16 protein-coding genes are annotated in these 24868 nt (G+C 72.4%); 8 read left to right on the top strand and 8 right to left on the bottom strand.

Annotated elements, in window-relative coordinates; genetic code table 11:
• Nucleotides 1–471 precede the first annotated feature (471 nt).
• Both ABIA33_RS21440 and ptsP read left to right on the top strand, forming a co-directional pair.
• Nucleotides 472–921: a PTS glucose transporter subunit IIA gene (locus ABIA33_RS21440; protein ID WP_370083960.1), complete on the top strand. Its 450-nt coding sequence runs from the start codon at nucleotides 472–474 to the stop codon at nucleotides 919–921.
• A gap of 117 nt (nucleotides 922–1038) precedes the next feature.
• Nucleotides 1039–2709, top strand: coding sequence for a phosphoenolpyruvate--protein phosphotransferase (gene ptsP, locus ABIA33_RS21435; protein WP_370083959.1), 1671 nt, complete (start codon nucleotides 1039–1041; stop codon nucleotides 2707–2709).
• A 27-nt stretch (nucleotides 2710–2736) separates the two neighbouring features.
• Here ptsP and ABIA33_RS21430 read toward each other — a convergent pair whose 3' ends face one another.
• From ABIA33_RS21430 to ABIA33_RS21410, 5 genes are all read right to left on the bottom strand, one after another.
• Nucleotides 2737–4722, bottom strand: a complete 1986-nt coding sequence (locus ABIA33_RS21430; protein ID WP_370083958.1) for an acetoacetate--CoA ligase — start codon at nucleotides 4720–4722, stop codon at nucleotides 2737–2739.
• A gap of 126 nt (nucleotides 4723–4848) precedes the next feature.
• Nucleotides 4849–6213 (bottom strand): adenylosuccinate synthetase, encoded by a 1365-nt coding sequence (locus tag ABIA33_RS21425; RefSeq protein ID WP_370083957.1) that lies wholly within the window; start codon nucleotides 6211–6213, stop codon nucleotides 4849–4851.
• Nucleotides 6210–7202 carry a hypothetical protein gene (locus tag ABIA33_RS21420; protein ID WP_370083956.1) on the bottom strand — a complete coding sequence of 331 codons (993 nt, stop codon included), beginning with the start codon at nucleotides 7200–7202 and terminating at the stop codon, nucleotides 6210–6212. Before ABIA33_RS21420 ends, ABIA33_RS21425 begins: the two co-directional genes overlap by 4 nt.
• A gap of 12 nt (nucleotides 7203–7214) precedes the next feature.
• Nucleotides 7215–7763, bottom strand: coding sequence for a lipopolysaccharide kinase InaA family protein (locus ABIA33_RS21415; protein ID WP_370083955.1), 549 nt, complete (start codon nucleotides 7761–7763; stop codon nucleotides 7215–7217).
• 557 nt (nucleotides 7764–8320) lie between these two features.
• The gene (locus ABIA33_RS21410; protein WP_370083954.1) at nucleotides 8321–9151 is read right to left on the bottom strand and encodes an NUDIX domain-containing protein; all 831 of its coding nucleotides are present in this window, start codon (nucleotides 9149–9151) and stop codon (nucleotides 8321–8323) included.
• A gap of 191 nt (nucleotides 9152–9342) precedes the next feature.
• On the opposite strand from ABIA33_RS21410, the gene mmuM reads away from it, so the two are divergent.
• The 6 genes from mmuM to ABIA33_RS21380 all read left to right on the top strand — a co-directional run bounded on the left by mmuM (nucleotide 9343) and on the right by ABIA33_RS21380 (nucleotide 16172).
• Nucleotides 9343–10296, top strand: coding sequence for a homocysteine S-methyltransferase (mmuM, locus tag ABIA33_RS21405; RefSeq protein ID WP_370083953.1), 954 nt, complete (start codon nucleotides 9343–9345; stop codon nucleotides 10294–10296).
• Between the two features lie 269 nt (nucleotides 10297–10565).
• The gene (locus tag ABIA33_RS21400; RefSeq protein ID WP_370083952.1) at nucleotides 10566–11330 is read left to right on the top strand and encodes an IclR family transcriptional regulator; all 765 of its coding nucleotides are present in this window, start codon (nucleotides 10566–10568) and stop codon (nucleotides 11328–11330) included.
• 240 nt (nucleotides 11331–11570) lie between these two features.
• Nucleotides 11571–12281 (top strand): MIP/aquaporin family protein, encoded by a 711-nt coding sequence (locus ABIA33_RS21395; RefSeq protein ID WP_370083951.1) that lies wholly within the window; start codon nucleotides 11571–11573, stop codon nucleotides 12279–12281.
• An 83-nt stretch (nucleotides 12282–12364) separates the two neighbouring features.
• Nucleotides 12365–13900 (top strand): glycerol kinase GlpK, encoded by a 1536-nt coding sequence (gene glpK / locus ABIA33_RS21390; protein ID WP_370083950.1) that lies wholly within the window; start codon nucleotides 12365–12367, stop codon nucleotides 13898–13900.
• Between the two features lie 145 nt (nucleotides 13901–14045).
• Nucleotides 14046–15647, top strand: coding sequence for an FAD-dependent oxidoreductase (locus ABIA33_RS21385; protein WP_370083949.1), 1602 nt, complete (start codon nucleotides 14046–14048; stop codon nucleotides 15645–15647).
• A 336-nt stretch (nucleotides 15648–15983) separates the two neighbouring features.
• Entirely contained in the window at nucleotides 15984–16172 is a 189-nt protein-coding gene (locus ABIA33_RS21380) for a hypothetical protein (RefSeq protein ID WP_370083948.1), read from the top strand.
• Between the two features lie 42 nt (nucleotides 16173–16214).
• Here ABIA33_RS21380 and ABIA33_RS21375 read toward each other — a convergent pair whose 3' ends face one another.
• The 3 genes from ABIA33_RS21375 to ABIA33_RS21365 form a co-directional block, all read right to left on the bottom strand.
• On the bottom strand, nucleotides 16215–17033 hold the full coding sequence (locus ABIA33_RS21375) for an SAM-dependent methyltransferase (RefSeq protein WP_370083947.1): 819 nt from the start codon (nucleotides 17031–17033) through the stop codon (nucleotides 16215–16217).
• A 281-nt stretch (nucleotides 17034–17314) separates the two neighbouring features.
• Nucleotides 17315–21994 (bottom strand): hypothetical protein, encoded by a 4680-nt coding sequence (locus tag ABIA33_RS21370; RefSeq protein WP_370083946.1) that lies wholly within the window; start codon nucleotides 21992–21994, stop codon nucleotides 17315–17317.
• A 385-nt stretch (nucleotides 21995–22379) separates the two neighbouring features.
• Nucleotides 22380–24770, bottom strand: a complete 2391-nt coding sequence (locus ABIA33_RS21365; protein ID WP_370083945.1) for a tetratricopeptide repeat protein — start codon at nucleotides 24768–24770, stop codon at nucleotides 22380–22382.
• Between the last annotated feature and the right edge of the window lie 98 nt (nucleotides 24771–24868).

Below are 24868 nucleotides of genomic sequence, written 5' to 3'. Positions count from 1 at the left end.
CAACATATCTGGCGTTGACTTTTGGCACGCTGTTGAGTTCTCAAGGAACGGACGCTTCCTTCAGGCGGCTTTCACACCGACCCTCCGGGCGCTTCGTTCTTACGCTATCGAGCTTAGCAGACCCGCGGTGCTGGTCTCTCCCGGTCGAATTCGGGCTGCTTTTCGAAGGCAGGCTCTCAAGACATGACGCAACAGAATCGCGGATCCGAATTGAGGTCTTGCCGACGTGCAGCAACCAACCAGGTCGCTGCGGGCAGATGCCCCACGTTACATGCGGCCGCCTGCAGGGGCAAACCGGAGTGCGCGGGGCACTTCACTCATTTGACGTAGAGTTCCGTCGCGCGAGTGGACTGGACCAGTCGGCCGGGTCCCTGGGCGCTGCAGCGGCGAAGTGCCCAGAGTTGAGTTGATTTACGCTGATCCCGCGCCTGCCCGGTAGGAACGCGTGCAACCGCAAGTGGAGGTTCGAGCATGACGAACGTGACGTCCCCGCTGAACGGACGCGCCATCGGGCTCGCCTCCGTACCCGACCCGGTGTTCTCCGGCGCGATGGTCGGTCCCGGCACCGCGATCGACCCGGTGCGGGAGCCCGGGGAGGCCGTGGCTCCGATGGATGGCACTGTTCTCTCCCTCCACCCGCACGCCTACGTGGTCATCGACGACGAAGGTCACGGCGTCCTCACCCACCTGGGCATCGAGACGGTACAGCTCAACGGCCAGGGCTTCGAGCTGCTGGTGAGCAAGGGAGACTCCGTGAAGCGTGGTCAACCGATGATCCGGTGGAATCCGGCGGCGATCGCGGCGGCCGGGAAGTCGCCGATCAGCCCGGTCGTGGCGCTCGAGGCCACCGCCGAGGAACTGGGCGACGTCCGGGATTCCGGCGAGGTGGTCGTCGGCGACGACCTCTTCAGCTGGGGCTAGCCAGCGGGTGTGCAATGCGAGCAAGCACGGCTCTGTCCGCTGTGGACGGAGGGGACCCGTGATACGACGGACTCGAGCGGCCTCTGACGGCCGTACCCCCAGCGGAGAACGGGCGAGATGACAGAGACGCTGCACGGCGTGGGCGTGAGCCACGGGGTCGCGATCGGACAGGTTCGGCACATGGGTACGGCGGTGCTGGAACCACCGGCGCAGCAGACGCCGAGCGCCGGCGCTCCGCGCGAGCAGGCGCGGGCGCGGCAGGCCGTCGAGGCGGTGGCCGCGGACTTGCAGGCCCGAGGCAATCTGGCCGGCGGCGAGGCGCAGGCCGTGCTGGAGGCGCAGTCGCTGATGGCGCTGGACCCGGAGCTGAGGGCCGACGTCGAGCGGCGGATCGCCGTGGGCAGCACGGCGGAGCGAGCTGTCTACGACGCCTTCGCCTCCTATCGGGCCCTGCTCGCGAATGCCGGGGACTACCTGGCCGGGCGCGTCGCAGACCTGGACGATGTTCGGAACCGGATCGTGGCGCGGTTGATGGGTGTGCCGATGCCGGGGGTGCCCGACAGCGACGAGCCGTACGTGCTCTTCGCGCGGGACCTGGCACCCGCGGACACGGCACTCCTCGACCCGACCCTGGTCCTTGGCTTTGTGACCGAGGAGGGTGGGCCGACCAGCCACTCGGCGATTCTCGCGCGGGCACTGGGCGTACCGGCGGTGGTCGCGATGCCGGGCGCCACGCAGATGGCCGAGGGTGTCGTGGTGGCGGTGGACGGCAGCACCGGGGTGGTCCTGGTCGAGCCGTCGGAGGAACAGCAGGCCGAGCTGCGCCGCATCGCTGCCGAGCGTAGGGCTGCCCTGTCGGCGTCGACCGGTCCCGGTCAGACCTCGGACGGCCATCGGGTACCGCTGCTTGCCAATGTCGGCGGTCCGGCGGACGTGCCGGCGGCGGTCGCCGCGGGTGCGGAGGGCGTGGGGCTGTTCCGCACCGAGTTCCTCTTCTTGGAGGACTCGGCGAAGGCGCCGTCGGAGGACGCGCAGGTCGAGGCCTACCAGACAGTGCTGGAGGCTTTCCCAGGAGGGCGGGTCGTGGTGCGCGTGCTGGACGCGGGTGCGGACAAGCCGCTGGACTTCATGACGGCTGCCGACGAGCCGAACCCTGCCCTGGGTGTGCGCGGACTGCGGAGCCTGCTCAATCATCCCGACCTGCTGCAGACGCAGCTGCGAGCGCTGGCCCGGGCGGCGCAGGGGCTGCCCGTCTACCTCGAGGTCATGGCACCGATGGTGGCGGACCGGATCGACGCTCGAGCCTTCGCAGACGCGTGCCGGACGGCTGGTCTGAAGGCGAAGTTCGGCGCGATGGTGGAGATTCCGTCCGCGGCGCTACGGGCACGGTCGATCCTGCAGGAGGTCGAGTTCCTGTCGCTGGGCACCAACGACCTCGCCCAGTACACCTTTGCCGCCGACCGCCAGGTGGGTGCGCTGGCGCGGCTTCAGGACCCCTGGCAGCCGGCGCTGCTCGACCTGATCGCCTTCTCCACGGACGCGGCGAAGGCCGGCGGCCAGAGCTGCGGTGTCTGCGGCGAGGCCGCAGCCGACCCGATTCTGGCGTGTGTCCTGACGGGACTCGGGGTGACCAGCCTGTCGATGGGTGCGGCCTCGATCCCCTACGTACGGGCCACGCTGGCGAAGTACACCCTCGCGCAGTGCCGGCGCGCCGCGGCCGCCGCGCGGGCGACGGACACGGCTGACGAGGCGCGGGCGGCCGCGAACCAGGTGCTCTCCGGCGAGTAGTCGTCCGCCGGGCGAGCCCTTGGAGCTTCAGTCCCGGGTGGGAGGGGTGAGGGTGATGAAGGGGGTGAGGGCGTCGGGGTTGTCGAGGGAGCCGGGGTTGACGGCCTGAGCGAGGGGGGTGCCGGAGAGGATGCGCTTGATCGGGACTTCGAGGCGCTTGCCGGTGAGGGTGTGGGGCAGGGCGGGGACGGCGATGACGTCGTCCGGCACGTGTCGGGGTGAGAGCTGTTCCCGCAGTGACGTCCGGATCGCGGCGCGGAGGTCGTCGTCGAGGGTGGAGCCGTCGGCGAGGACGACGAAGAGGGGCATCCAGTACCCGCCGTCGGGCTGCTCCAGGCCGATCACGAGGGACTCGCGGATCTGCGGCAGGCGCTCGACCACCTCGTAGATGTCGGCGGAGCCCATCCGGACGCCCTGGCGGTTGAGGGTCGAGTCGGAGCGGCCGTGGATGACGACGGTGCCGCGCGGGGTGACCGTGATCCAGTCGCCGTGGCGCCAGACGCCGGGGAAGGTCTCGAAGTAGCTCTCGCGGTAGCGGGAGCCGTCCGGGTCGTTCCAGAAGCCGAGGGGCATCGACGGAATGGGCTTGGTGCAGACGAGTTCGCCGACCTCGCCGACCACGGGCTTGCCGTTCACGTCCCAGGACTCCACCGCCGCGCCGAGGCAGGGGGCCTGGATCTCGCCGAGATACACCGGCAGCGTGGGGACTCCGCCGACGAAGCAGCTGCACAGGTCGGTGCCGCCGCTGACCGAGGCCAGCCAGATGTCGGCGTCGACCTCCTCGTAGATCCAGCGGAAGCCGTCGGGCGGGAGGGGCGAGCCGGTGGTGCCGATGGCGCGCAGGCGGGAGAGGTCCAGGTCGCGGGCTGGGTGCACGTCCGCCTTGGAACAGGCGGTGATGTACGCCGCGGAAGTGCCGTAGACCGTCACCTCGGCGCGTTCGGCGATGCGCCACTGCGCGGCGGTGTCCGGATAACCCGGGCTGCCGTCGTAGGTGACGATGCTCGCGCCGACGAGGAGTCCGGCCATGAGGAAGTTCCACATCATCCAGCCGGTGGAGGTGTACCAGAAGAACCGGTCCTCCGGGCCGAGGTCGAGGTGCAGCCCGGCCTGCTTGAGGTGCTCGACGACGATGCCGCCGTGGCCCTGGACGATGGCTTTGGGCAGACCGGTGGTGCCGGAGGAGTAGAGCACCCAGAGCGGGTGGTCGAACGGGAGTTGCTCGAACTCGGGCTCGTCCTGGCCGGTGAGCAGGTCGTCCCAGCGAAGGCTGCCCTCGGGGCCCGGGGTGCCGAGCAGCGGGATGTGGACGACGTGGCGGAGAGTGGGCAGTTCGCGCCGCAGCTCGGCCACGATGTCGCTGCGGTCGTGGGTCTTTCCGCCGTAGCGGTAGCCGTCGACGGCGAAGAGGAGCACGGGTTCGAGCTGCTGGAAGCGGTCGAGGACGCTGCGGGCGCCGAAGTCAGGAGCGCACGACGTCCAGATGGCACCGACGGCGGCGGTGGCCAGGAGGGCCACGGCGGCCTGGGGCACGTTCGGGACGTAGGCGCTGACCCGGTCGCCGGGGCGGACGCCGAGGCGGCGGAGCTCGGCGGCGAGGGAGCCGACCTGGCGGCGGAGTTCCGCCCAGGTGAGGGCGCGGGGCTCGGGGCTGGTCTCGTCGAGATGGAGGATCGCCGGGAGGTCGGCGTGTGCCGGGTCCTCACCGTGGCGCAGCGCGTGTTCGGCGTAGTTCAGGCGAGCGCCGGGGAACCAGACCGCGCCGGGCATGGAGGCGTCGGCGAGCGCGGTGGTCGGCGGGCTGGAGAAGCGGACGTCGAACCAGGTGGCGACGGCGGTCCAGAAGCGGTCCAGGTCGTCCACCGACCACTGGTGCAGCGCGGCGTAGTCGCCGGTGGGTGCGCCATGGTGCTGGGCGGCCCACTGCTGGAAGCGGGTGAGCTGGGTGGCCGAGGCGCGGGCCGGGGAGGGTTGCCAGAGGGGCGTGGTGGGGTGCTGGTCTGCGCTGCTCATGGGGCCCTCCGGCGGGGTTCGGCGTCGTTGCCTGGCAGCGGCGCCGCCGGGGGTGTCAGCTGCGCCGCCGGGTCCTGCCCGCGAACCCGGTTCGGATCGGCGCACAGCGGCCGGCTCGGCCGGAGTTCAAGGACAGGCCCCAGGGCAGGAATCTGCCATGTGAACGCTCGTTACGCCAGCTCCGCCATGGTCGAGGGCCGCCGTGGCCCACCAGTGCTTGTCGGTGGCGCGGGGTCCGTGCGACTCCAGCAGGACCGGGGTGCGGAGGGTGTCGGCGACGGCTTCGGTCCAGACTGCCGGGGCGGGTCCGGGGGTTCGGCTGCGGCCGGGGCGGGCTCGGAGGAGGAGTGCGGTGAGTCGGCTCTGGCGTTCGAGGTCGCCGGGTGGGCCGGTGGGGAGGTCGTGGAGTTCGTCGCCGTCGACCCGGTAGGACTCGCAGATGGCGAGTCCCGGGTGGCGGGCGGGGGCGTCGAGGTGGGTGAGGGCGAGCGCGTCGGCTCCGCCGCAGGCCGCGAGGGCGTAGCGGTGGGCTACCGCGTCGAAGTGTCCCAATCGGAACGCTCCCTGCCAGGGGCCGTGGCCGTTGTGGGGTTCGGGGAGCGCGGCGCGGAGGTTCTGGTCCTCCGTCACCATCGGGCCGGGGCCGTGACGAGTGGTGTAGCTGCGGAGTACGCCGAGGCGCAGCGCGGTTCCGGCCGCGCCCGCCTCGGCGAGCAGGGTTTCGGCGTTGCCGAAGGTGGTGGTGGACCAGGTGGTGTAGGGGTGGAAGCCGTGCCATTCGTCGAGGAGCACGCCCTGCGCGCCTTCGAAGACCACCGGTCCGCTGCGCAGCAGTCGGGGCAGGAAGCTCTCGTCGGTGAGCGTGACGTGGTCGGCGAAGGCCAGGAAGGGGGCGGCGCAGTCTTCGACGGGCGGGCCGAGAGGGTCGGGCAGGCCGAGGTCGGCGGTGAGCCGGTCGCGGAGGCGGCTGAGTTTGGCGAGCAGTCGGGCGGGGGCGGCGCAGTCGCCTGCGGCGAGGGCGTCGTCGGGGTGGGCGAGGGCGTAGGCGGCGGTCTCCCCGATGCCGAGGCCGCAGGAGCCGTGCCGGGCGCCGCCCCTGGCGGTCTCCCGGTGGCGGTTGGCGGCGGCGTGGTAGGGCGTGGTGAGCAGGGCGCGGCGGTCGACGCTGAGCAGGGTGAGCGGCCGGTGGACGCCGAGCCGGGTGAGGGCGGCGGCCTCGGCGGCGAGGGCCACTGGGTCGACCAGCATGAAACGGGAGAGGTGGGTGTCGGCTCCGGCACGAGCCCTCAGGGTGCCGGAGCCGAACTGGGCGAAGGTGTGGTGGCGGCCATCGGGGGTGACCACGTTGTGGGCGGCCTGGGCCCCGCCGTTGAAGCGGACGACCGTGCGGACGTCGGTGTCCTGGCAGAGCCGGTCGACGACGGTGCCCTTGCCCGCGTCGCCGTAGCCGAGGTCGACGACGACGGTGTGCTGGGGGTACGAGGTGGTCACAGCCGAGAGGTTCCTGAGGGAGCGTCAGGGATGTCGCCGAGCAGCGAAGCGGCGCCGACGGCGATCTCGCTGTGGCGGCGGGCGACTCCGGCGAGGGCCTTGCCGACGGAGTCGGCGGAGGTGGAGCCGACCTCGGCGAGGTCGGCCAGGCCCTCCTGGAGGTCGATGGCCTCCTCGCCGAGGCCGACGGTGAGGGCGATGGTCTCGCAGACGGCGTCCAGGTCGTCGAGTTCGATGACGTTCTGCCGGAGGAGCTTGCGCCACGGGCCGAGCACGTCGGCGTTCCCGGCGTAGGCGGTCCCGGCCGGGAGGATGTAGTACACGTCGAAGGTCCGCTGGAGTTCGGGCAGCAGGCGACTCAACGGGATGTCCTCGGTGAGGTCGTCGCCGAGGACGGCGCGCACCTCGCGGGCCTTGACCTTGCCGTAGGGGAGCTCGTCGCCGATCAGGAAGAGGTAGCCGCGGCGTCCCCGCTTCTCGTGGCAGTCCAGCGAGGTGTGGCGGGCCATGGCGTACATGGCGAGTTCGTAGGACTCGGTCATCTGCCCGCCTCCGCCGCCTTCGAGGAAGATGTTGCCGAGGTCGTCGTCCATCCGGTTGTCGGACTCGAACTGGCCGAGTTGGAGCGGCACGCGGTCGCAGGTCGCGTCGCCGACCGCGCCGAAGAGGATCTGCGGGTCCTGGGTGTAGCCCTTGCGCAGCAGCAGGCCGAAGAGCTCGGGGAGCTTGGTCTGCAGGACGCGCGGGACGGCCTGCATCGAGCCGGTGACGTCGAAGAGGACCGCGATGGCCAGGGAGTTGGGGTGCTCGGCGGAGTCGCGGCTCTCCCGGACGGTCAGGCCCTGCGGGTCGAGTGAGGGGTGGGCCTTCCAGCTGTCGCGGGCGCCGCGGCGGGCGCGGGCGCTGTAGTCGAAGGCGTCGGCTCCGGTGGCGGCGCGGTAGTTCTCCGCGGCGTCGTAGACGTTGGTGGACCAGCGTCCGCTGCCCATGGGGGGTTCTCCTTACGAGTGGGTGCTGCCGGGTAGGTGCATGGGGCGGAAGGTCCGCGGACCGTAGAGGTTCTCGAGTACGTCGTCGAGCTCGGCCAGCAGCTTCCAGGCGTCGTGCGGTCGGCGGGGTTCCGGCAGCAGGGTGCAGCCGGCGACGAAGGCGCGCAGCTCGCGCGGGGCTCGTTCGGCCATGAGGTCGGCCATGCAGAGGGTGGCGAGGTGGATGTCGGTGGCCTCGGTCGCGGGGTCCCGCATCCGCACCTCGGGGGGATAGCGGCGGCGGTGACGTTCGACCAGGGCCGGCAGGCGGGCGGGGGCTCCGGCGACGGAGTAGCACCAGTCGACGAGGACGAGTCCGTGTTCCGCCGGATGGACGAGGACGTGTTCGGGCAGGACGGCACCGTGCCGGATCCCGGCGCGGTGGGCGTAGCCGAGGGCGACGAGCAGGCGTCGCCAGATCCAGGCGACGTCCCGGGGGTCGAGGCCGTCCGGCCAGGAGGCGAGGAGATCGGTGAGGGGGTGGAAGCCGTCGAGCCGTTTCAGGACGTTGACCTGGCGCACGGTCCGGCTGGGGTCGGCGGGGTCGGTGTACGGGAAGCTCTCGACCAGGGTCGGGGCGTAGGCACGGTAGCGCGGGTCGCCGTGCCGGGTGAGCCGGTCGAGGGCGGTGGCCTCACGCTCGATCAGGTCGTTGTCGGCGGGCGAGCGCGGGATCTTGAGGAGCGCGTCGAGGTCGGCGGGCGGACGGCCGCCGCGTGCGGTCGGACCCGTTGCGGACAGCGTTGCGGACAGCGGAGTGGCGCGGGCGCGGCGGAGGACGGCGAGGTCGCCGAGGGCGTGGACCGGGCCGATCCGGTAGCCGAACCGACGGGTCGTCAGCGTGTCCTGGCCGGAGTTCGGTTGGTGGGTACGGAGGGCGTTCAGCGCGGCGCAGGCGCGGGCAGCCTCGGCACTGCGTCCGGGGGGCGCCGTGTCCGGGTGGAGTAAGCGGACGAGACGGCGGTAGCGGCGGTCCGCGTCGGCGGGGGCCGCGCCGAGGAGCTCGGCCGCGGTGGTCGCGGCGGCGACGGCGGCAAGGGCCTCGTCGAAGGTGCGCGGTCGGGCGGGGATCCGGACGGTCAGCGTATGTCCTCCTCGCGGTCGGGTCGGAGTAGCGCGGGGTGGAGCAGGCGGGCGTCTCCGGTTCGGTAGAGGCGGGCGCGGGGGCCGCCGCGGCTGCCGCCGCGCTCGGTGGTCTGGCCGGTGCTCTCCACGAAGCCGGGCACGGAGAGGATCTTGCGGTGGAAGTTGCCCGCGTGGAGCTTCTCGCCCCAGATCTCCTCGTAGACGGCGCGCAGTTCGGAGATGGTGAACTCCGGGCCGAGGAACGCGGTGGCGAGCGGGGTGTACTCGAGCTTGGAGCGGGCCCGGTCGAGGGCGTCGCCGAGGATCGCCGCGTGGTCGAAGGCCAGCTCGACTGCGGGCCGGCTGCCGGGCCCTCCCCTGTGGGGTCCGGCAGCCGAGTCCAGTGCGGCGAGCGGCACCCAGGCCGCGTCGGCCGCGTCGCTCCCGGCCTGCGGATCGGGCAGGTCGGGCGCGAAGGCGAGGTAGGCGACGGAGACGACGTGCATCCGGGGATCGCGCTCGGGCCTTCCGTACGAACCGAGTTGTTCCAGGTGAACGCGACGCAGGGTGGCCGTTTCCACGCCGGTCTCCTCGGCGAGTTCGCGCGCGGCGGCCTGGTCGAGGTCTTCCTGTCCGGCGCGGACGAAGCCGCCGGGCAGTGCCCAGCAGCCCTGGAACGGCGGCGCGGCGCGCTCCACGAGCAGGACGTGCAGCCGGTTCTGGCGGAGGGTCAGGGCGACGACGTCCACGGTGACCGCGACCGGGGTGAAGGCGCGCGGGTCATAGGCTGCGAGCCAGTCCTGTTCGGCCTGGTCGGCGGCCGGGTCGTGGCCCTGGGGCGGCATCGGGCTCTCCATCGCGGTTGTTCTCAGATCGAGTATTTCTCGAACTGAGGTAAACCTAGCGCACGACTCCGACAGAGGCCAGAGGTTTTGCCGGGCACGTAGAGTTACGGCACCTGCCGCAGGCCGCCCGCGCGTCCACGGCTACGTCCACCTCTACGTCCACCTCTACGTCCACGCCGGAGGCACCCCGCATGACCGACAACGGCCGTTCCCCCGCTCCGGATGCCTCGCCGACGTCGCTGGTCGCAGCGCTCGCCGAGGGTGTCGTGGTGCTGGACGGCGGGATGTCGAACCAGTTGGAGGCGGCCGGGCACGACCTGTCGGACGCACTCTGGTCGGCGCGGCTGCTCGCGGACGCACCGGAGGCGGTGCGCGAGGTGCACCGCGCGTACTTCGCCGCGGGAGCGCAGGTGGCTATCACGGCGAGCTACCAGGCCGGCTTCGAGGGCTACGCCCGGGTGGGCATCGGGCGGCGCGAGGCGGAAGGCCTGCTGCGGCGCAGCGTGGAGCTGGCGCGGGAGGCCGCGAGGGACGCGGACGGGAATGCCGCCTCGCGGTGGGTCGCGGCGTCGGTCGGCCCGTACGGAGCGGTGCTCGCGGACGGCTCGGAGTATCGCGGCCGCTACGGGCTGAGTGTCGCTGAGCTGGAGCGGTTCCACCGGCCGCGCGCGGAGGTGCTGGCGTCGGCGGCCCCTGACGTGCTGGCGCTGGAGACCGTGCCGGACCTGGACGAGGCGGAGGCACTGCTTCGGGCCGTGGACGGGCTCGGCGTGCCGGTGTGGCTCTCGTACAGCGTCGCCGACGGGCGCACCCGGGCCGGGCAGCCGCTGGAGCAGGCGTTCGCGCTGGCGGCCGGCGTGGACCAGGTGGTGGCGGTGGGCGTGAACTGCTGCGCCCCGGAGGAGGCGGCGGAGGCTGTGGCGCTGGCGGCCTCGGTCACCGGCAAGCCGGTGGTGGTCTACCCCAACAGCGGCGAGGGCTGGAACGCGCAGACCCGTGCCTGGGCCGGCCGCCCCACCTTCGACGCGGAACGGGTCGGCGAGTGGACCGGGGCCGGGGCCCGGCTGGTCGGCGGCTGCTGCCGGGTGGGTGCCGAGCAGATCGCCGTCTTGGCGGCGACCCTGCGCGGATCGGCCGCGGGCTGAGCCCTCGTCGGAGCCCCCGTTCGCGCCCGGCGGAGATCGCCTCAGCCTGGACGGATGGCGTGCGAACAGGCCGCGGACGGCGCGTCGGCGCGCGGTCGCCCCCTGCCGCCCGGCCGCTATGCGCGGGATTGGGTCGATTGCGCCAGGCGGGATTCCTGGGGCGGATGGAGCGGCGGCGGTCGGACTGGCACACTCTGAAGGAAAGATACGCGGTCGACATACTCACAACGTGTTCAGCATTGTCGACCGCTCCCCTGCGGAGGTGTGCGATGCCCGGCCCGATCCAGTCGCTTGAGCGCGCGGCGGCCATCCTGCGACTGCTCGCGGGCGGCGAACGCCGTCTGGGACTGTCCGAGGTTTCCGCCTCGCTGGGGTTGGCCAAGGGCACGGCGCACGGAATCCTGCGGACCCTGCAGCAGGAGGGCTTTGTCGAACAGGATCTGGAAAGCGGCAAATACCAGCTCGGCGCGGAACTGCTGCGACTCGGGCAGAGCTATCTGGACGTGCACGAGCTGCGCGCCCGCGCGCTGGTCTGGGCCGACGACCTCGCCCGCGCCAGCGGCGAGACCGTCTATCTGGGAGTGCTGCACCATCGCGGGGTTCTGATCGTCCATCACGTGTTCCGACCCGACGACAGCCGCCAGGTGCTGGAGGTCGGCAGCATGCAGCCGCTGCACAGCACGGCCCTGGGGAAGGTGCTGCTCGCCCACGACCCGGTGGCCCGCGGCATGCTCGACGGCAACGCGCCGGAGAGGTTCACCTCGCGGACGCTGACCGACCTCGTCGCCATCGACGAGGAGTGCGCGCTGACCCGCGAGCGCGGGTGGAGCGCGGCCGTGGAGGAGACCTGGGAGGGCGTGGCGTCCATCGGCGCGCTGATCCAGGACCGGCGGCGCAACCCCGTGGGCGCGGTGTGCGTGAGCGGCGCGGTGGAGCGGGTCTGCGAGGCCGGCGTGGTGCGGCCGGAGCTCGTGGTCTCCGTACGGGAGGCGGCGCGGGCGATCTCCCGCGACCTGGGCGCGGCCCGGTTCTGAGCAGGCCGGATACAGCCTCGACAAGAGGGGTGGGATGGGCAGATGAGGCTGCGTGTGGGCGATTTGCCCAGGTTTAACGTTTGAAGAGTTGATTGGCTGAAGTTTTTCATGCGCGGTCTTGACGCGGGAGCGCCTGGAGGGAAAACTGCCGCATGGCGGTCGACAATGTCGAACATTGTTCATGGCCGCCCCGTGTGACACCCCCCACCCACCCACAGGGGCATGGACAAAGGAGTCGTTGTGTCCAACGGCCACATCTTCGTAGGCGAGCTGCTCGGGACCGCGTTGCTCATCCTGCTCGGCGGCGGCGTCTGCGCCGCCGTCACCCTCAAGAGATCCAAGGCGCACGGCGCCGGCTGGGTCGCCATCGCCTTCGGCTGGGGCTTCGCGGTCATGGTCGCGGCATACGTCTCGTCCTCGCTGTCGGGCGCCCACCTCAACCCGGCGGTGACCGTCGCCATAGCCATCAAGACCGGCCAGTGGAGCCACGTGCCGGTCTACCTCGCGGGGCAGCTGCTCGGCGCGATGGTCGGCGCGGTGCTGGTCTGGCTGGTCTACCTCGGCCAGTTCCAGGAGAACGACGAGCCCACGCTCGGGATCTTCTCCACCGGCCCGGAGATCCGCAATCCGATACAGAACCTGATCACCGAGATCATCGGCACCATGGTGCTGTGCATGCTGATCCTCACCCAGGGGCTCAACAAGGAGCTCGGCCTCTCCGGCATGGGCATCCTGATCACGTCCCTCACCGTGGTCGGCATCGGCTTCTCCCTCGGCGGCCCGACCGGCTACGCGATCAACCCGGTCCGCGACCTCGGCCCGCGCATCATCCACTCGCTGCTCCCCATCCCCAAGAAGGGCACCTCCGACTGGGGTTACGCCTGGGTCCCGGTGGCCGGACCGCTCGTCGGCGCGGCGCTCTCGGGTCTCCTCTTCAAGGCAGCGTTCTGATTTCGTAGTTCTGATTTCGTAGACGTGGCAAGCGCACCCGTTCCTCCCCCTGTCCGCACCCACTCCCCCAGAGGACTCAAGCCGTGACCACACTGTCCAATGGCGGCCAGTACATCGCCGCGATCGACCAGGGCACCACTTCCAGCCGCTGCATCATCTTCGGTGCGGACGGGCGCATCGTCGCCGTCGACCAGCAGGAGCACAGCCAGATCTTCCCCCAGCCCGGCTGGGTCGAGCACGACGGCGCCGAGATCTGGACCCGGGTGCAGTCCGTCATCGCCGGGGCGCTCGAGAAGGCGAACCTGACCAGGGACGACATCCGCGCCATCGGCATCACCAACCAGCGCGAGACCACCATCCTGTGGGACAAGAACACCGGCCAGCCGGTGCACAACGCGATCGTGTGGCAGGACACCCGCACCGAGGCGCTGTGCAAGGAGCTCGGCCGCAACGTCGGCCAGGACCGCTTCCGCCGCGAGACCGGCCTGCCGCTGGCCAGCTACTTCGCCGGACCGAAGATCCGCTGGCTGCTCGACAACGTCGAGGGCCTGCGCGAGCGCGCCGACGCCGGGGACATCCTCTTCGGCACGATGGACAGCTGGGTCATCTGGAACCTGACCGGCGGCGTCAACGGGGGGGTGCACGTCACCGACGTGACCAACGCGTCGCGCACCATGCTGATGAACCTGGCCACCCTGGAGTGGGACGCCAAGATCCTGGAGTCGATGGGCGTCCCGGCGTCGGTGCTGCCGGAGATCCGGTCCTCCGCCGAGGTGTACGGACACGCGGTGGGCGTGCTGGAGGGCGTGCCGGTCGCGTCCGCGCTGGGCGACCAGCAGGCCGCGCTGTTCGGGCAGACCTGCTTCAACGAGGGCGAGGCCAAGAGCACCTACGGCACCGGTACCTTCCTGCTGCTCAACACCGGCGAGAAGGCCGTCAACTCCTACCACGGGCTGCTGACCACGGTCGGCTACCGGATCGGCAAGGAGAAGCCGGTCTACGCGCTGGAGGGGTCCATCGCGGTCACCGGTTCGCTGGTGCAGTGGTTCCGCGACCAGTTGGGCATCATCTCCACGGCGGCCGAGATCGAGACCCTCGCCAACACGGTCGAGGACAATGGCGGCGCCTACATCGTCCCCGCGTTCTCCGGGCTGTTCGCCCCGTACTGGCGCTCCGACGCGCGCGGCGTGATCACCGGGCTCACGCGTTATGTGACGAAGGGCCACCTGGCCCGGGCCGTGCTGGAGGCCACCGCCTGGCAGACCCGCGAGGTCGTCGACGCCATGGCCAAGGACTCCGGCGTCACGCTCACCGCGCTCAAGGTCGACGGCGGCATGACCAGCAACAACCTGCTGATGCAGAACATCGCGGACGTCCTGGACGCGCCGGTGGAGCGCCCGTTCGTCGCCGAGACCACCGCGCTCGGTGCGGCCTACGCCGCCGGCCTGGCCGTCGGCTTCTGGCCGGACCTGGACACCCTGCGGGCCAACTGGCACCGGGCCGCCGAGTGGACCCCGCGGATGGACGAGGCCACCCGCGACCGCGAGTACAAGAACTGGCTCAAGGCCGTCGAGCGGACCATGGGCTGGATCGAGGAAGACGAAGCGCCCAAGGCCTGAGCAGGACGGGCGGGACGCCGCCGTCCCCCGCTGATCAGCGCTGATCACCGGCGGCGGCGCCCCGCCCGCAACCACGGCACCACATTGAGACACCTTTGAGAGGAGTACGGCAGGCCTGCGCTCACGCGGCCTGTCGGACCATCACATGAACACGATCCCGACCCTGGGCGCCAACCACTCCGCCGGCCGCGCGCAGTCGCGGCACCTGCTCAGCAGCGCCACCTACGACCTGCTGGTCATCGGCGGCGGCATCCTCGGTACGGCGGTCGCCTGGACCGCCGCCCAGTCCGGGCTGCGGGTCGCCATGGTGGACGCCGGGGACTTCGCCGGCGCCACCTCCAGCGCCTCGTCCAAGCTCGTCCACGGCGGCCTGCGCTACCTGCAGACCGGCGCGGTGAAGCTGGTCGCGGAGAACCACAAGGAGCGCCGGGCCCTGGCCACCGACGTCGCCCCGCACCTGGTCAACCCGCTCACCTTCTTCGTGCCGGTCTACAAGGGCGGCCCGCACAGCGCTCCCAAGCTCGGCGCCGGGGTCTTCCTCTACTCCGCGCTGTCGGCCTTCCGCGACGGCATGGGCCGGGTGTCCACGCCCGCGCACGCGCTGCAGCAGGTCCCGGCGCTGCGCCAGGAGGGGCTGCGGTCTGTGGCCGTCTACGGCGACCACCAGATGAACGACTCGCGGGTCGCGGTGATGACGGTGCGGGCGGCCGTGGACTCGGGCGCGGTGGTGCTCAACCACGCTGAGGTGACCGGATTGCGCTTTTCAGGGGGAAATGGCAGTACCGGCGGTCGGGTCACCGGCGCCGATCTCCGGGACCGCCTCGACGGCAGCGAGTTCGGGATCAACGCGCGGCTGGTGCTCAACGCGACCGGGCCCTGGGTGGACCACCTGCGGACGATGGAGGACGCGGGCTCGGCCCCGAGCATCCGGCTGTCCAAGGGCGCGCACGTGGTGATGAAGCGGCGAGCCCCGTGGCGTGCGGCGCTGACCATTCCGATCGACAAGTACCGGGTCTCCTTCGCCATCCCCTGGGAGGACCACGTCCTGCTGGGCACCACCGACGAGGAGTACACCGGCGACCCCGCCGACGTGCGCCCGACCGAGACGGACATCGACCAGATCATCGGCGAGGCCGGGCACGCCATCAAGGACGAGCACTTGGACCGGGACCTGGTCACCTACTCCTTCGCGGGGCTGCGGGTGCTGCCCGGCGGCCCGGGTGAGACCGCGGCGGCGAAGCGGGAGACGGTGGTGACCGAGGGCCGCGGCGGAATGCTGTCCGTGGCCGGGGGCAAGTGGACGACGTATCGTCACATCGGGCGGGTCGTGCTGGAGAAGCTGGCGCACGTGCCCGGGACCGGGTTGGCCGAGGACATCTCGGCCATTCCGCGTACGGTGCCGCTGCCCGGTGTCGCCAGCCCCAACGCGGTCGCGCACCGGCTTCTGGTCGACCGCGAGCCGGGGACGCGGATGGACCCGCTGGTCGCACGGAACCTGGCAACGCACTACGGGACCCTGTCGTTCGAGATCGCCCAGCTGATCGCGGAGAACCCGGAGCTGGGCCGCCCGATCCACGCGGACGGGCCCGACGTGTGGGCGCAGGTCGCCTATGCGGCGGCGCACGAGTGGGCGTACACGGCGGACGACGTGCTGCGTCGGCGCACGACGATGGTCGTGCGCGGGCTGGACACGCCGGAGGTGCGCGCCGAGGTGGAGGCGTTCCTGGCGGGGCAGCCGCAGGGCTGACGCCGGATCGGGCGGCGCCGGGTCGGGCGGCGCCGGGTCGGGCGGCGCCGGGTCGGGCGGCGCCGGGTCGGGCGGCGCCGGGTCGGGCGGCGCCGGGTCGGGCGGGCGCCGGGTCGGGCGGGCGCCGGGTCGGCACGGGTGGAGGGGGTGGCTGTCGGCCTCCCCCTCCACCCGTGTCCCGACACCGGTGTCCGGATCGGTGCGGTCGGGGAATGAGGGGCCCGGGGGTGGGCAGGTTTTCCCGGTAGGGACGCGGGAGCGCGGGTACGAGCCACGGGGGCTGCGATGGCGGGTCGGGTGTCGGACAGGTCGCGGAGGGCACGGGTGCGGTTGCTGGTGAGCCTGGCACTGACACTCAACGCGTTGCTGTTCACCGTCGTCGGCTCGGTCGCGCACACCTCGTTCACCCTGCTCGCGCTGATAGTGACCGCGGTCGGGATCTTCGCGACGACGTGGTTCCTGCTGGACGTCGGCATCGCCTTCCAGGCGGACGTCCAGCGGCGGCGGACCCTGCGGCAGCGCTAGGGCCGGGGGCGCTCAGGTTTCGGGGCTCGGGACTCGGGGGCTTCAGGGCTTGCGGGCGACGGCGGCGTAGAGGGGTAGGCGGGCGTCCTCGGCCGTGGTGGGCGTCTCCGGGTGCCAGAACGGGGCCGTCACCAGGCCGGGCGGGAGCACGTCCAGGCCATCGAGGAAGCGGCTGACCTCGGCGTGGCTGCGTCCGGTGACCGAGGTGCCGGAGTTGTTGTAGACGGCGATGGCCCGTTCGCCCACCTCCGGTGCCATGAAGTCCAGGGTGCCGTGGGTGAGGACCAGGTAGCTGCCAGGGGCGAGGATGTCCAGCAGGTCGGCGACGATGCCGTACGGATCGTCGCCGTCGGGGATGAAGTGCAGGATGGCGACGAGGAGCAGGGCCACCGGGCGGTCAAAATCCAGCAGGTGGCGGGTGTCCGGGTCGGCGAGGATCTTCTGCGGCTCGCGCAGGTCCGCCTGGAGGACCCGGGTCTCGCCGTGACCGGGGCCCGCCATCAGCGCGCGGGCGTGGGCCAGCACGATCGGGTCGTTGTCCACGTACATCACCCGGGACTGCGGATTGACGCCCTGCGCGATCTCGTGGGTGTTCCCCGCCGCGGGGATGCCGGTGCCGATGTCGAGGAACTGGTCGATGCCCTCGGCGGCGAGGTGCCGCACGGCGCGCTGCAGGAACGCCCGGTTGGCCCGGGCGGCGACCCGCATCGCCGGGTCGGCGGCGACCAGTCGCTCGCCGGCAACGCGATCCGCGGGGAAGTGGTCCTTGCCGCCGAGCAGCCAGTCGTAGACCCGCGCCGGGTGGGGAACCTCCGACCGCAGGTCGGTCGGCGGGCGGAAACCCATAGCGGCGTCGGCCATCCATGACTGGTCCTGCGGCACGGGCCCTCCCCCAGGCGTACGGTCGTCCCTGCTCCTTGGACCGACCGGCACATGGGGGGCGGCGTCGCGGGCCGATGACTCTCACCTGACCGGGTTGTCGTCAGTCGCCAGTGCTCCGCAATGGCTCCCTCCTCCGCCCCGCCCAGACTCGGCCCTCGACCCCCTCCTCCACCCACCCCCCATGTGCCGGTCGGTCTTGCTCCGATGATCGTACCGACGTTGATGGGTACACGTTCTGATTTTGGCTCAGCTGCCCGGAGTCAGCCCGAAACCTCCACAGGGCGACGGAACATGCGGGTGGCGGTGACCGCGCCCTGAATGTCGCTGTCCTCCGGGTCGATCGAGGGCAAACCGGGACGCAGGTGCTCCTCGACGGAGATGTACTTGAGCCCGGCGCGAAGGTCGGCGTCGTTGCGCAGCCGGATGATCAGCGGGAACTCGGCGAGCGCGTTGGCGTCCAGGAGACCGGTGGTGTAGATGAGTTGGACCCCCAGGGCGGAGGCGACGGCGCGCTGGAGCTCGATCAGGTACGTCGCGTTGGCGCGACCGATGGGGTTGTCCAGGAACAGCGTTCCGGCGTGGGCGAGCCTGGCCTGGCCGCGGTCGTTGGCGCGCAGCGCGGCCATCGTGCAGTAGAGCGCGATGGCCGCGGTGAGCAGCTGGCCGCCGGAGAAGACGTCCGACATCTGGCTGACGGAGACCCGTTCGGCGCGGAGCACGGCGTCAGGTTTGAGGATCTCCACGGCCACGCCCCTGGGTTCGACTGCCGCGTGCACACCGCGCAGCAGCAGGGACATACCGTCGCGGCGCCCCCAGTCGCTGGCTCCGCTCGCGGCGCCGGTGCGGCGGACGGCGGCGCGGGTGGCCTCGTCGATCACCTCGCCGAGGCGTTCGGTGAGGACGGCGTGGTCGGGGTCCTCGAAGCGGATGCGCAGGAACTCCTGGCCCGACCACTCGCCCAGTCCTTCGGGGAGGCGGGAGAGGCGCTGGGCGGCGCGCAGGGTGGCGAGCGAGGTCTCGACCAGCCCGCGCAGGCGGTCGACGATGCTGTCGCGATTGCGTTCGAGCTGTTCCAGCTCGTCGGTGAGGACCCGGAGGCGCGGGGCGAAGGCGGCCGCCCAGGCGACTGCGTGGTCGGGCAGGACCGAGGCCGGGAGCTCGCGGACCTGCTGCCGGGCGGGGGTGCGGACGGCCTCGAAGCGGGTCGCGTTGGCGTGCCTGACCAGGGCGTCCGCGGCGTCACGGACGGCCAGGTCGGCGGCGCCGAGGTCGGCGCCTGCGGCGCGCAGGGCGCGGCGGCTGTCGGCCGCGACCTGGCGGGCCTCGGCGAGGGTGCCGGGGTAGGGCTGGGCCGCGTCGTCCTCGGCGTTGGCGTCAGGTGCGGCGGGAGCGGGTTCGCGGAGGCCGTCGCGGAGCTGGGCGGCGGTCTCGTCGAACTCGGCGGCGGCGTGCTGGGTGGCCTCCAGCGCGTGCTGGAGCTCGCCGTGGGCGGACCGGCTCGCCGACAGCAGGTCGGTGCGGCGGGCGAGTTCGCTGGTCGCGGTGCGCAGCAGGCCCTGGGCGTGTTCGGTGTCGGCGGGGACGAGCTCGTCCGGGAGCTCGGTGTGGGCGTCGCCGGTCACCGGGGCGCTGCGTTCGGCTTCGCCGCGGAGGCGGCCGAGGTGCTCGCTGGCGGCGGAGGCGCGGGTCTCGATGGTCTGGACGAGGTCCTCGGCACGGGCGGCGGCGGCCTGGCGGCCGGGCCCGTCTGCGCCGTCGGGGCTGGTGAGGAGCTCCTCGGCACGGGTGCGGACCTTGTTGGTGAGGCGGTCGAGCTCGGTGCGGGCGGCGCTCTCGTCGCCCTCGGCGCGCGCCTGCTCGGCGCGCAGGTCGGCGCCGACACCGACCTGGTCGTAGAGCTGGGAGGCGGCGCGGTGGGCTTCGCGGAGGGCCGGGAGGGAGGCGGTGCCTTCCGTTCCGTCGAGGAGGTCGGTGCCGGAGCCGGAGCCGGCTTCGGCTTCGGCGCCCGGGAGTTCGGCGCTGGGGAGTTCGGCGCGCTCGGCGCGGAGCGCGCGGACGGTGCGGCGGGCGTCGTCCGCGGCGCGCTGGGCGGCGCGGCGGTCCTCGTCGGCGGCGAGCGCGCGGTCGGTGCACTGCTGCTGGCGCTGCTCGGCCTGAGTGGTCTCGTCGGCGAGCTCGCGCAGGCGGCCGGTCCAGTTGGCGCGCTCGCGGAGCCGGAAGGCGAGCCCGGCGAGGGCGTCGGCCCGGCGGCGGGCCTGCTGGGCCGCTTCGCCGCGCTCGTCGCGCAGGCGGGACGCCTCGGCGTGCTCGGCCTCCGCCTCGTGGTGTTCTGTGCGGGCCGTGGTCAGCTCGGCCCGGGCCAGGTCGAGGGTGGTACGGGCGGCTTCGGCGTCGGCGGCGAGGGCGGCGAGGTGGCCGGCGGGGCAGCGGGCGCGCCACGAGGCGAGGCGCCCGCCGACGAGGCGGTCCGCGCCGAGGCGGGCGGCGAGGCTGCGGATCTGCTCGTCTCGGGCGGTGGCGCGGTCGCGAAGCTGGCGGCGCTCCTCGTCGGCGGCGTTCTCGTCGTGCATGGCCGGGTTCGGCGGGACCAGGAACACGTCGCTGAAGGCGGGATCGCTGTCGCGAACCGGGCCGAGCAGCGCGGCGGCAGTGCCGACCGCGACGGCGGAGCGGGGCAGCAGCGCGGCGGCGGCGAGGATCTCGCGGGCGCGCCTGAGCGCTGCGGGGTCGGTGACGATGACGCCGTCGACCAGTTGCGGGCGGGCGTCGAGGATGCGGTCGTGGTCGGCCGGGTCGACCGACTGGGCGAGGTAGCGCCAGCCGGGCAGCGCGGGGACGCCGTGCTCGCCGAGGTACTCGACGGTGGCGAGCACGTCGGGGCCCGGTGGCAGCAGGCCGCCATCGCCGAGGGCGGCGAGGACGCGGGAGTCGGCGGCGGCCGCGGTGCGCAGTTCGAACAGGGTGCGTTCGGCGGCGGTGACCGAGTCGTCGATGAGCTCGCGCAGCGGATCCGCGGAGCGGTCCAGGGCTTCCGCGCTCAGCTCGCCGGGTCCGACGCCGAGGAGTTCGGCGGCGCGGGGGTCGGCGGCGAGACGGGCGGCGGTGTCCTGCTCGGCGGCCAGGGCGGCCTCGGCTGCGGCGAGGGCGTCGCTGGCGCGGGCGGCGGCGAGCTCGGCGCGGTTGCCCCGGGCGGCGGCCTCGCGGGCACGCCCTGCGGCCCGGTCGGCGACGGCGCGCGCCTGCTCCCAGGCGGCGGTGGCGTCCTTCTCCGCGTCGGAGGCGTCGAGGGCGGCGCGGGCGGGGTCGATCGCAGCGCCGTCTCCACGAGCCGAGGTCGCAGCGGCGGCGTCGGGATCGGCGGCGTCGATCCAGCCGGAGCGGACCGCTGCCCGGGTCTCCTGCTCGACCTCGCTGAGACGCTGGCGCAGGTGCTCGGTCTCGCTCCGGGCCTTCTGCGCGGCGGTGGCGGCAGCGGTGGCGTCCCGTCGCGCGGCCTCGCCCTCGGCCTGGAGCGCGTCGGCGCGCTGTTCCTCGCGGTCCGCCTGGGTCTCGGCGGCGTCGGCGGCCGTCTCCAGGGCGCCGACCAGGGCGCGCGCCGCGCGGGTGCGGGCGGCGAGAGCCGGCGCGGCGTCGCGTTCGGCCTCGCGGATGGCGGCGGAGACGCGAGCGGAGCGGTCGGCGGCGGAGCGGTGCCGCAGCACCAACTCCGTTGCCTGCCAGGCGGCATGTAGCGTCCGGGCGTCGAGGAGTTCCTTGCGCAGGGCGGCGGCGGTACCGGTCGCAGCGGCCAAGGCCAGGCTGGCATGACGATGCGTCAGCTCGGCGGTGACCAGCGACTGGCGGGTGCGGGCGTCCTCGGCGTCGGCGACGGTGGTCGCGGCCTCGGCGACCTGCGCGGCGAGTTCGCGGGAACGGTCGCGTTCGGCGACGGCACGGGCGGCGAGGGTGCGAGCGAGTCGGCGGGTGCGGCGCTCGGCGGCGCGGTGCGTCTCCCGTACGGACTCGCGGGCGGTGGCGGCCTCGGTGATGCGGTGCAGCAGGTCCAGCGAGCCTGCGGTGAAGTCGCGTTCGGCGGTGAGCTCGGCCCGGCGGCCCAGTTTGGCGGCGAAGCCGTGGACCAGGTCGGCGAGGCCGTCGGTGTCGCGGGTGTCGGTGACGGCACGGAGCAGCAGGTCGGTGAAGTCGGCGTCGTTCTTCACGGCGAAGAGGCCGGCGGCCTCTCCCTCGTCCGCGTTCATCTCACGCTGGTAGCGGAACAGTTCCGGATCGAGGCCGAGGCCGCCCAGGTGGTCGATCCAGCGGTCGTGGCCCTCCTCCCAGGTGAGGTCGAGCTCCGGGTAGGCCTTGCCGGCCTCGGTAAGGATGTCGCGGAAGCCCTTCATGGTCCGGCGACGGCCCCGGGAGGTCGCCGCGGGAGCCTCCTGTCCCGGCGCGGGGAGCAGGGACGCTCGTTCGGCGACCGGGAGGGAGTCCAGGCTGAGGCCGGGACCGGGCCGGAAGGAGTACCAGGCCTCGGCGAACTTGCGCGGGTCGGCGGAGACCTGGCGGCCGCGCCACTCGCTGACCTTGCCGACGACCACGGACTCCCCGGTGAGGGTGTGCTGCCACTCCAGGGCGACGTGCCCGCAGTCGTCCGCGAGCAGGAACTTGCGGAGCACCCCGGAGCTGGCACCGCCGAGGGTGTTACGGTGGCCCGGCAGCATCACCGAGAAGATCAGCTTGAGCAGGACCGACTTACCGCCGCCGTTCTCCAGGAAGAGCACTCCGGCCGGGGCCGGGCGGCGGATCGGACCGGTCTGCTCCTCGTCGAAGAAGCCGGGTTGGCGGGGCGCGGGCGAGGGACAGGGGTCGCCGACACCGCTCAGGTCGAGCACGGTGTCGGCGTACCGCGCACCGGCAGGGCCGATGGAGTACAGGCGGACCCGGTTCAGCTCGTACACCGTGCGCACTCATTCCTAGTAGTGATCGACAAGGCGGGGTGCCTGGTCTCACCAGAGGATATCCAGTGATTGCGGGATAACTCCGGCTCTCCCGCTCGGCCCGATGACTCCACCGTGCCGGACACGCAGCGCGCGGCGTGCCACACGCGGCTCAAGACCCACCAGCGCCATCCCGCGCAGGCCCGGCGAGTGCGTGGACGACCGTGTGCGGGGGGCAAGCCCCTCGAGGACCACCCCGGCACGGCGCGCCTGCCGGCCGACAAACCGGACGCGATCGTGGCCTGGAAGTTGGACTGCTACCCCCGGTTGGTGGCCGAGAAGCCGACCCGCCATCAGAATGGTGAGTCAGGCGCGGGCGCGCCTAAACCGTCACCGACCCGGACGGTTACCCTCTTGTCCTCCGCTCCCGCGGTCGGCCCTGACGCCGCGCTGGGCCGGATCCGTTCACGGCCGCGGGGGCGTAGGCGCGCAGGGTCTCGCCCAGCTCGGCCGCGCGGGGGTGGGTGAGCTCGCGGAAAATCACGTAGGCCTGCTCCCACTGCTGCCGGGCCTGGGTGCTGTCGCCCCTGGCAGCGTGGGAGTGGCCGAGGACCTCCAGGGCGACGGCCTCGTCGACACGGTTGCCCAGGCGGGTGTTGATCGCGTAGGCCTCCGTCGCCCGCTCGGCCGCCTCCTCGGTGCGGCCGAGCAGCAACAGTGTGTCGGCGACATTGCTCAGAGTCCGGCCGATCCCAAAATGCTCGGTGCCGACCTCACGAAAGAGCCGAAGCGCGTTCTGGTAGTGCCCCAGCGCGGTGTCCAGCTTGCCTAGTTGCTTGTGGGCCTCGCCGAGGTTGAGCTGCGCCGAACCTTCGGCGTGGCTCGCACCGAGGCTGTGATAGATGTCCGCCGCCCGCTCCAGCAGAGGCAGAGCCTCGGCCGCCCGTCCCATGTCGATCCTGAGGTAGCCCAGATTGCCCATGCACGACGCCTGACCGCGCACGTCCCCGAGACGTCCGCGTATTTCCAGCGAACGCAGCAGGCAGTCTTCGGCCTCGGCGACACGTCGGGCAGCCCGGTACGCGGCCCCCAGGGCGTTGAGCGCCCAGGATTCCGCCTCCGGGTCGTCCAGCTTCCGCGCGCTCGCGACGGCCGCCTCGTAGGTGCGAATCCGCCCGGGGTGCTCGGGGCGCAGGTCGAACAGCTCCCACATTGTGTTCGCAAGCTGCCAAGCGCTCCGGTGCCGACCGCTCTGCGCCGCCGCGGTCACCGCCGAGACCAGGCAGTCGCCCTCGGACTCGGACCACGCGAGTGCCTCGTCGAAGCCGACGAACTCCATCGGAACGCAGGTCGGTTCAACCGAGGGGAGATCGAGGTGCCTGCGCCCGGGATACAGCCGTCGTGACGCGGCCTCGCTGCTGTACAGGAGCCAGGACAGCAGGCGGTCCATCGCGGCGTCGCGGTCGCCCAATGGTTCCTCGGCCGCGCATTCCACGGCGTAGACCCGAATGAGGTCGTGCTGACGGAATCGCCCCGTCCCGGCGTGCTCGATGAGGGACGTCGCGGCGAGGTCGTCCAGCAGTCCGGAGGCCTCGGCAGTGGGCAACCCCAGCAGGGCGGCGGCGGCCCCCAGGCTCGTCGTCGGGCCCGGACTCAACCCGAGCAGACGGAAGGCCCGGGCCTGGGCGGGCCGAAGGTTCCGGTAGCTCACGGCAAAGGTGGCCCGGACCGCGCGGTCCTCGACCCGCAGCACGTTGAGTCGCCTGCTCTCGTCGGCGAGCAGCCCGGCGAGGTCCCGCACTGACCCGTCCGGTCGGGCCACGAGCCTACTGCCGGCGAGCCGGATGGCGAGGGGCAGGCCCGCACAGGCGTCCAGCACGTCCGCCGCCGCATCGGGTTCCGCATCCACGATCGCGTCTCCGATGATTCGGCGCAGTAGCGCCGACGCCTCCTCCGCCTCGAGCAGGTCGAGAGTCAGCCGGGCCGCGCCGTCGAGCCCAGGCAGGGTGCTGCGGCTGGTGATGAGTACCCGACTGCGGCCGGCCCCCGGCAGCAGCGGACGGATCTGCGCGGCATCCTTGACGTTGTCCAGGAAGACAAGGACGCGCCGGTCGGCGAGCAGGCTTCGGTAGCAGGCGGCCCGCTCGTCGGCATCGACGGGAATCCGCTCCGGCGCCATGCCGAGGGCGCGCAGGAATCGCGCCAGGACGTCGTGAGGAGCCGTCGGCTCCGCCTCGGTCCCCTGGAGATCGACCTGCAGTTGGCCGTCCGGGAAGGACCGAAGCACCCGATGGGCGACGTGCACGGCCAGCGTGGTCTTGCCCACCCCGCCGGTGCCGCTGATCGCCGTGAGCACGACCGGCGGCACCGGTCCCGCGGCGGTGTTCCGGAGTATGGAGGCCAACTGCTCCGCAACCGCCGATCGGCCCGTGAAGTCATGCAGGTCCGCCTGGAGTTCGGCGGGCCGGGACGGCGGGATCCCAACGCCGGGCGGGGCCGCGGAGCCCTGAGTGTTCACCGCCGAGACGAGCCGGTTCCGATCGGCCGCCTCCAGCGCCATCGCCTCGGCCAGCCGGGACACGGTCGACAGTCGCGGTCGACGCCGCCCGGACTCCAGCATGCTGATGGCGTGGTTCGACACGCCCGAACGCTCCGCCAAGTGCTCCTGCGTCCAGCCGACCTTGAGCCGACACGCACGCAGCAGATCTCCGAACTCCCCCAAAGCCCTTGCCTCCTGCCCCCCGGTCAGGCCTTGCCCGGGAGCAGGAACTGCGCATGCGGCTGCTGCTGCGACCACGCAGCAGCTTTCCCTCCCCCAAGACCGACAATAGCGACTGCACGGGCGACTTGACCAGCCACCGCCAAGTCAGTCCGGCACAAGGAGGCTGCCGTGAC

The organism is Streptacidiphilus sp. MAP12-16 (assembly GCF_041262165.1).
In the GTDB taxonomy this organism is placed as follows: domain Bacteria; phylum Actinomycetota; class Actinomycetes; order Streptomycetales; family Streptomycetaceae; genus Streptacidiphilus.
The sequence above is the reverse complement of the archived record's forward strand: the minus strand, read 5'-3'. Positions and strand labels throughout refer to the sequence as shown.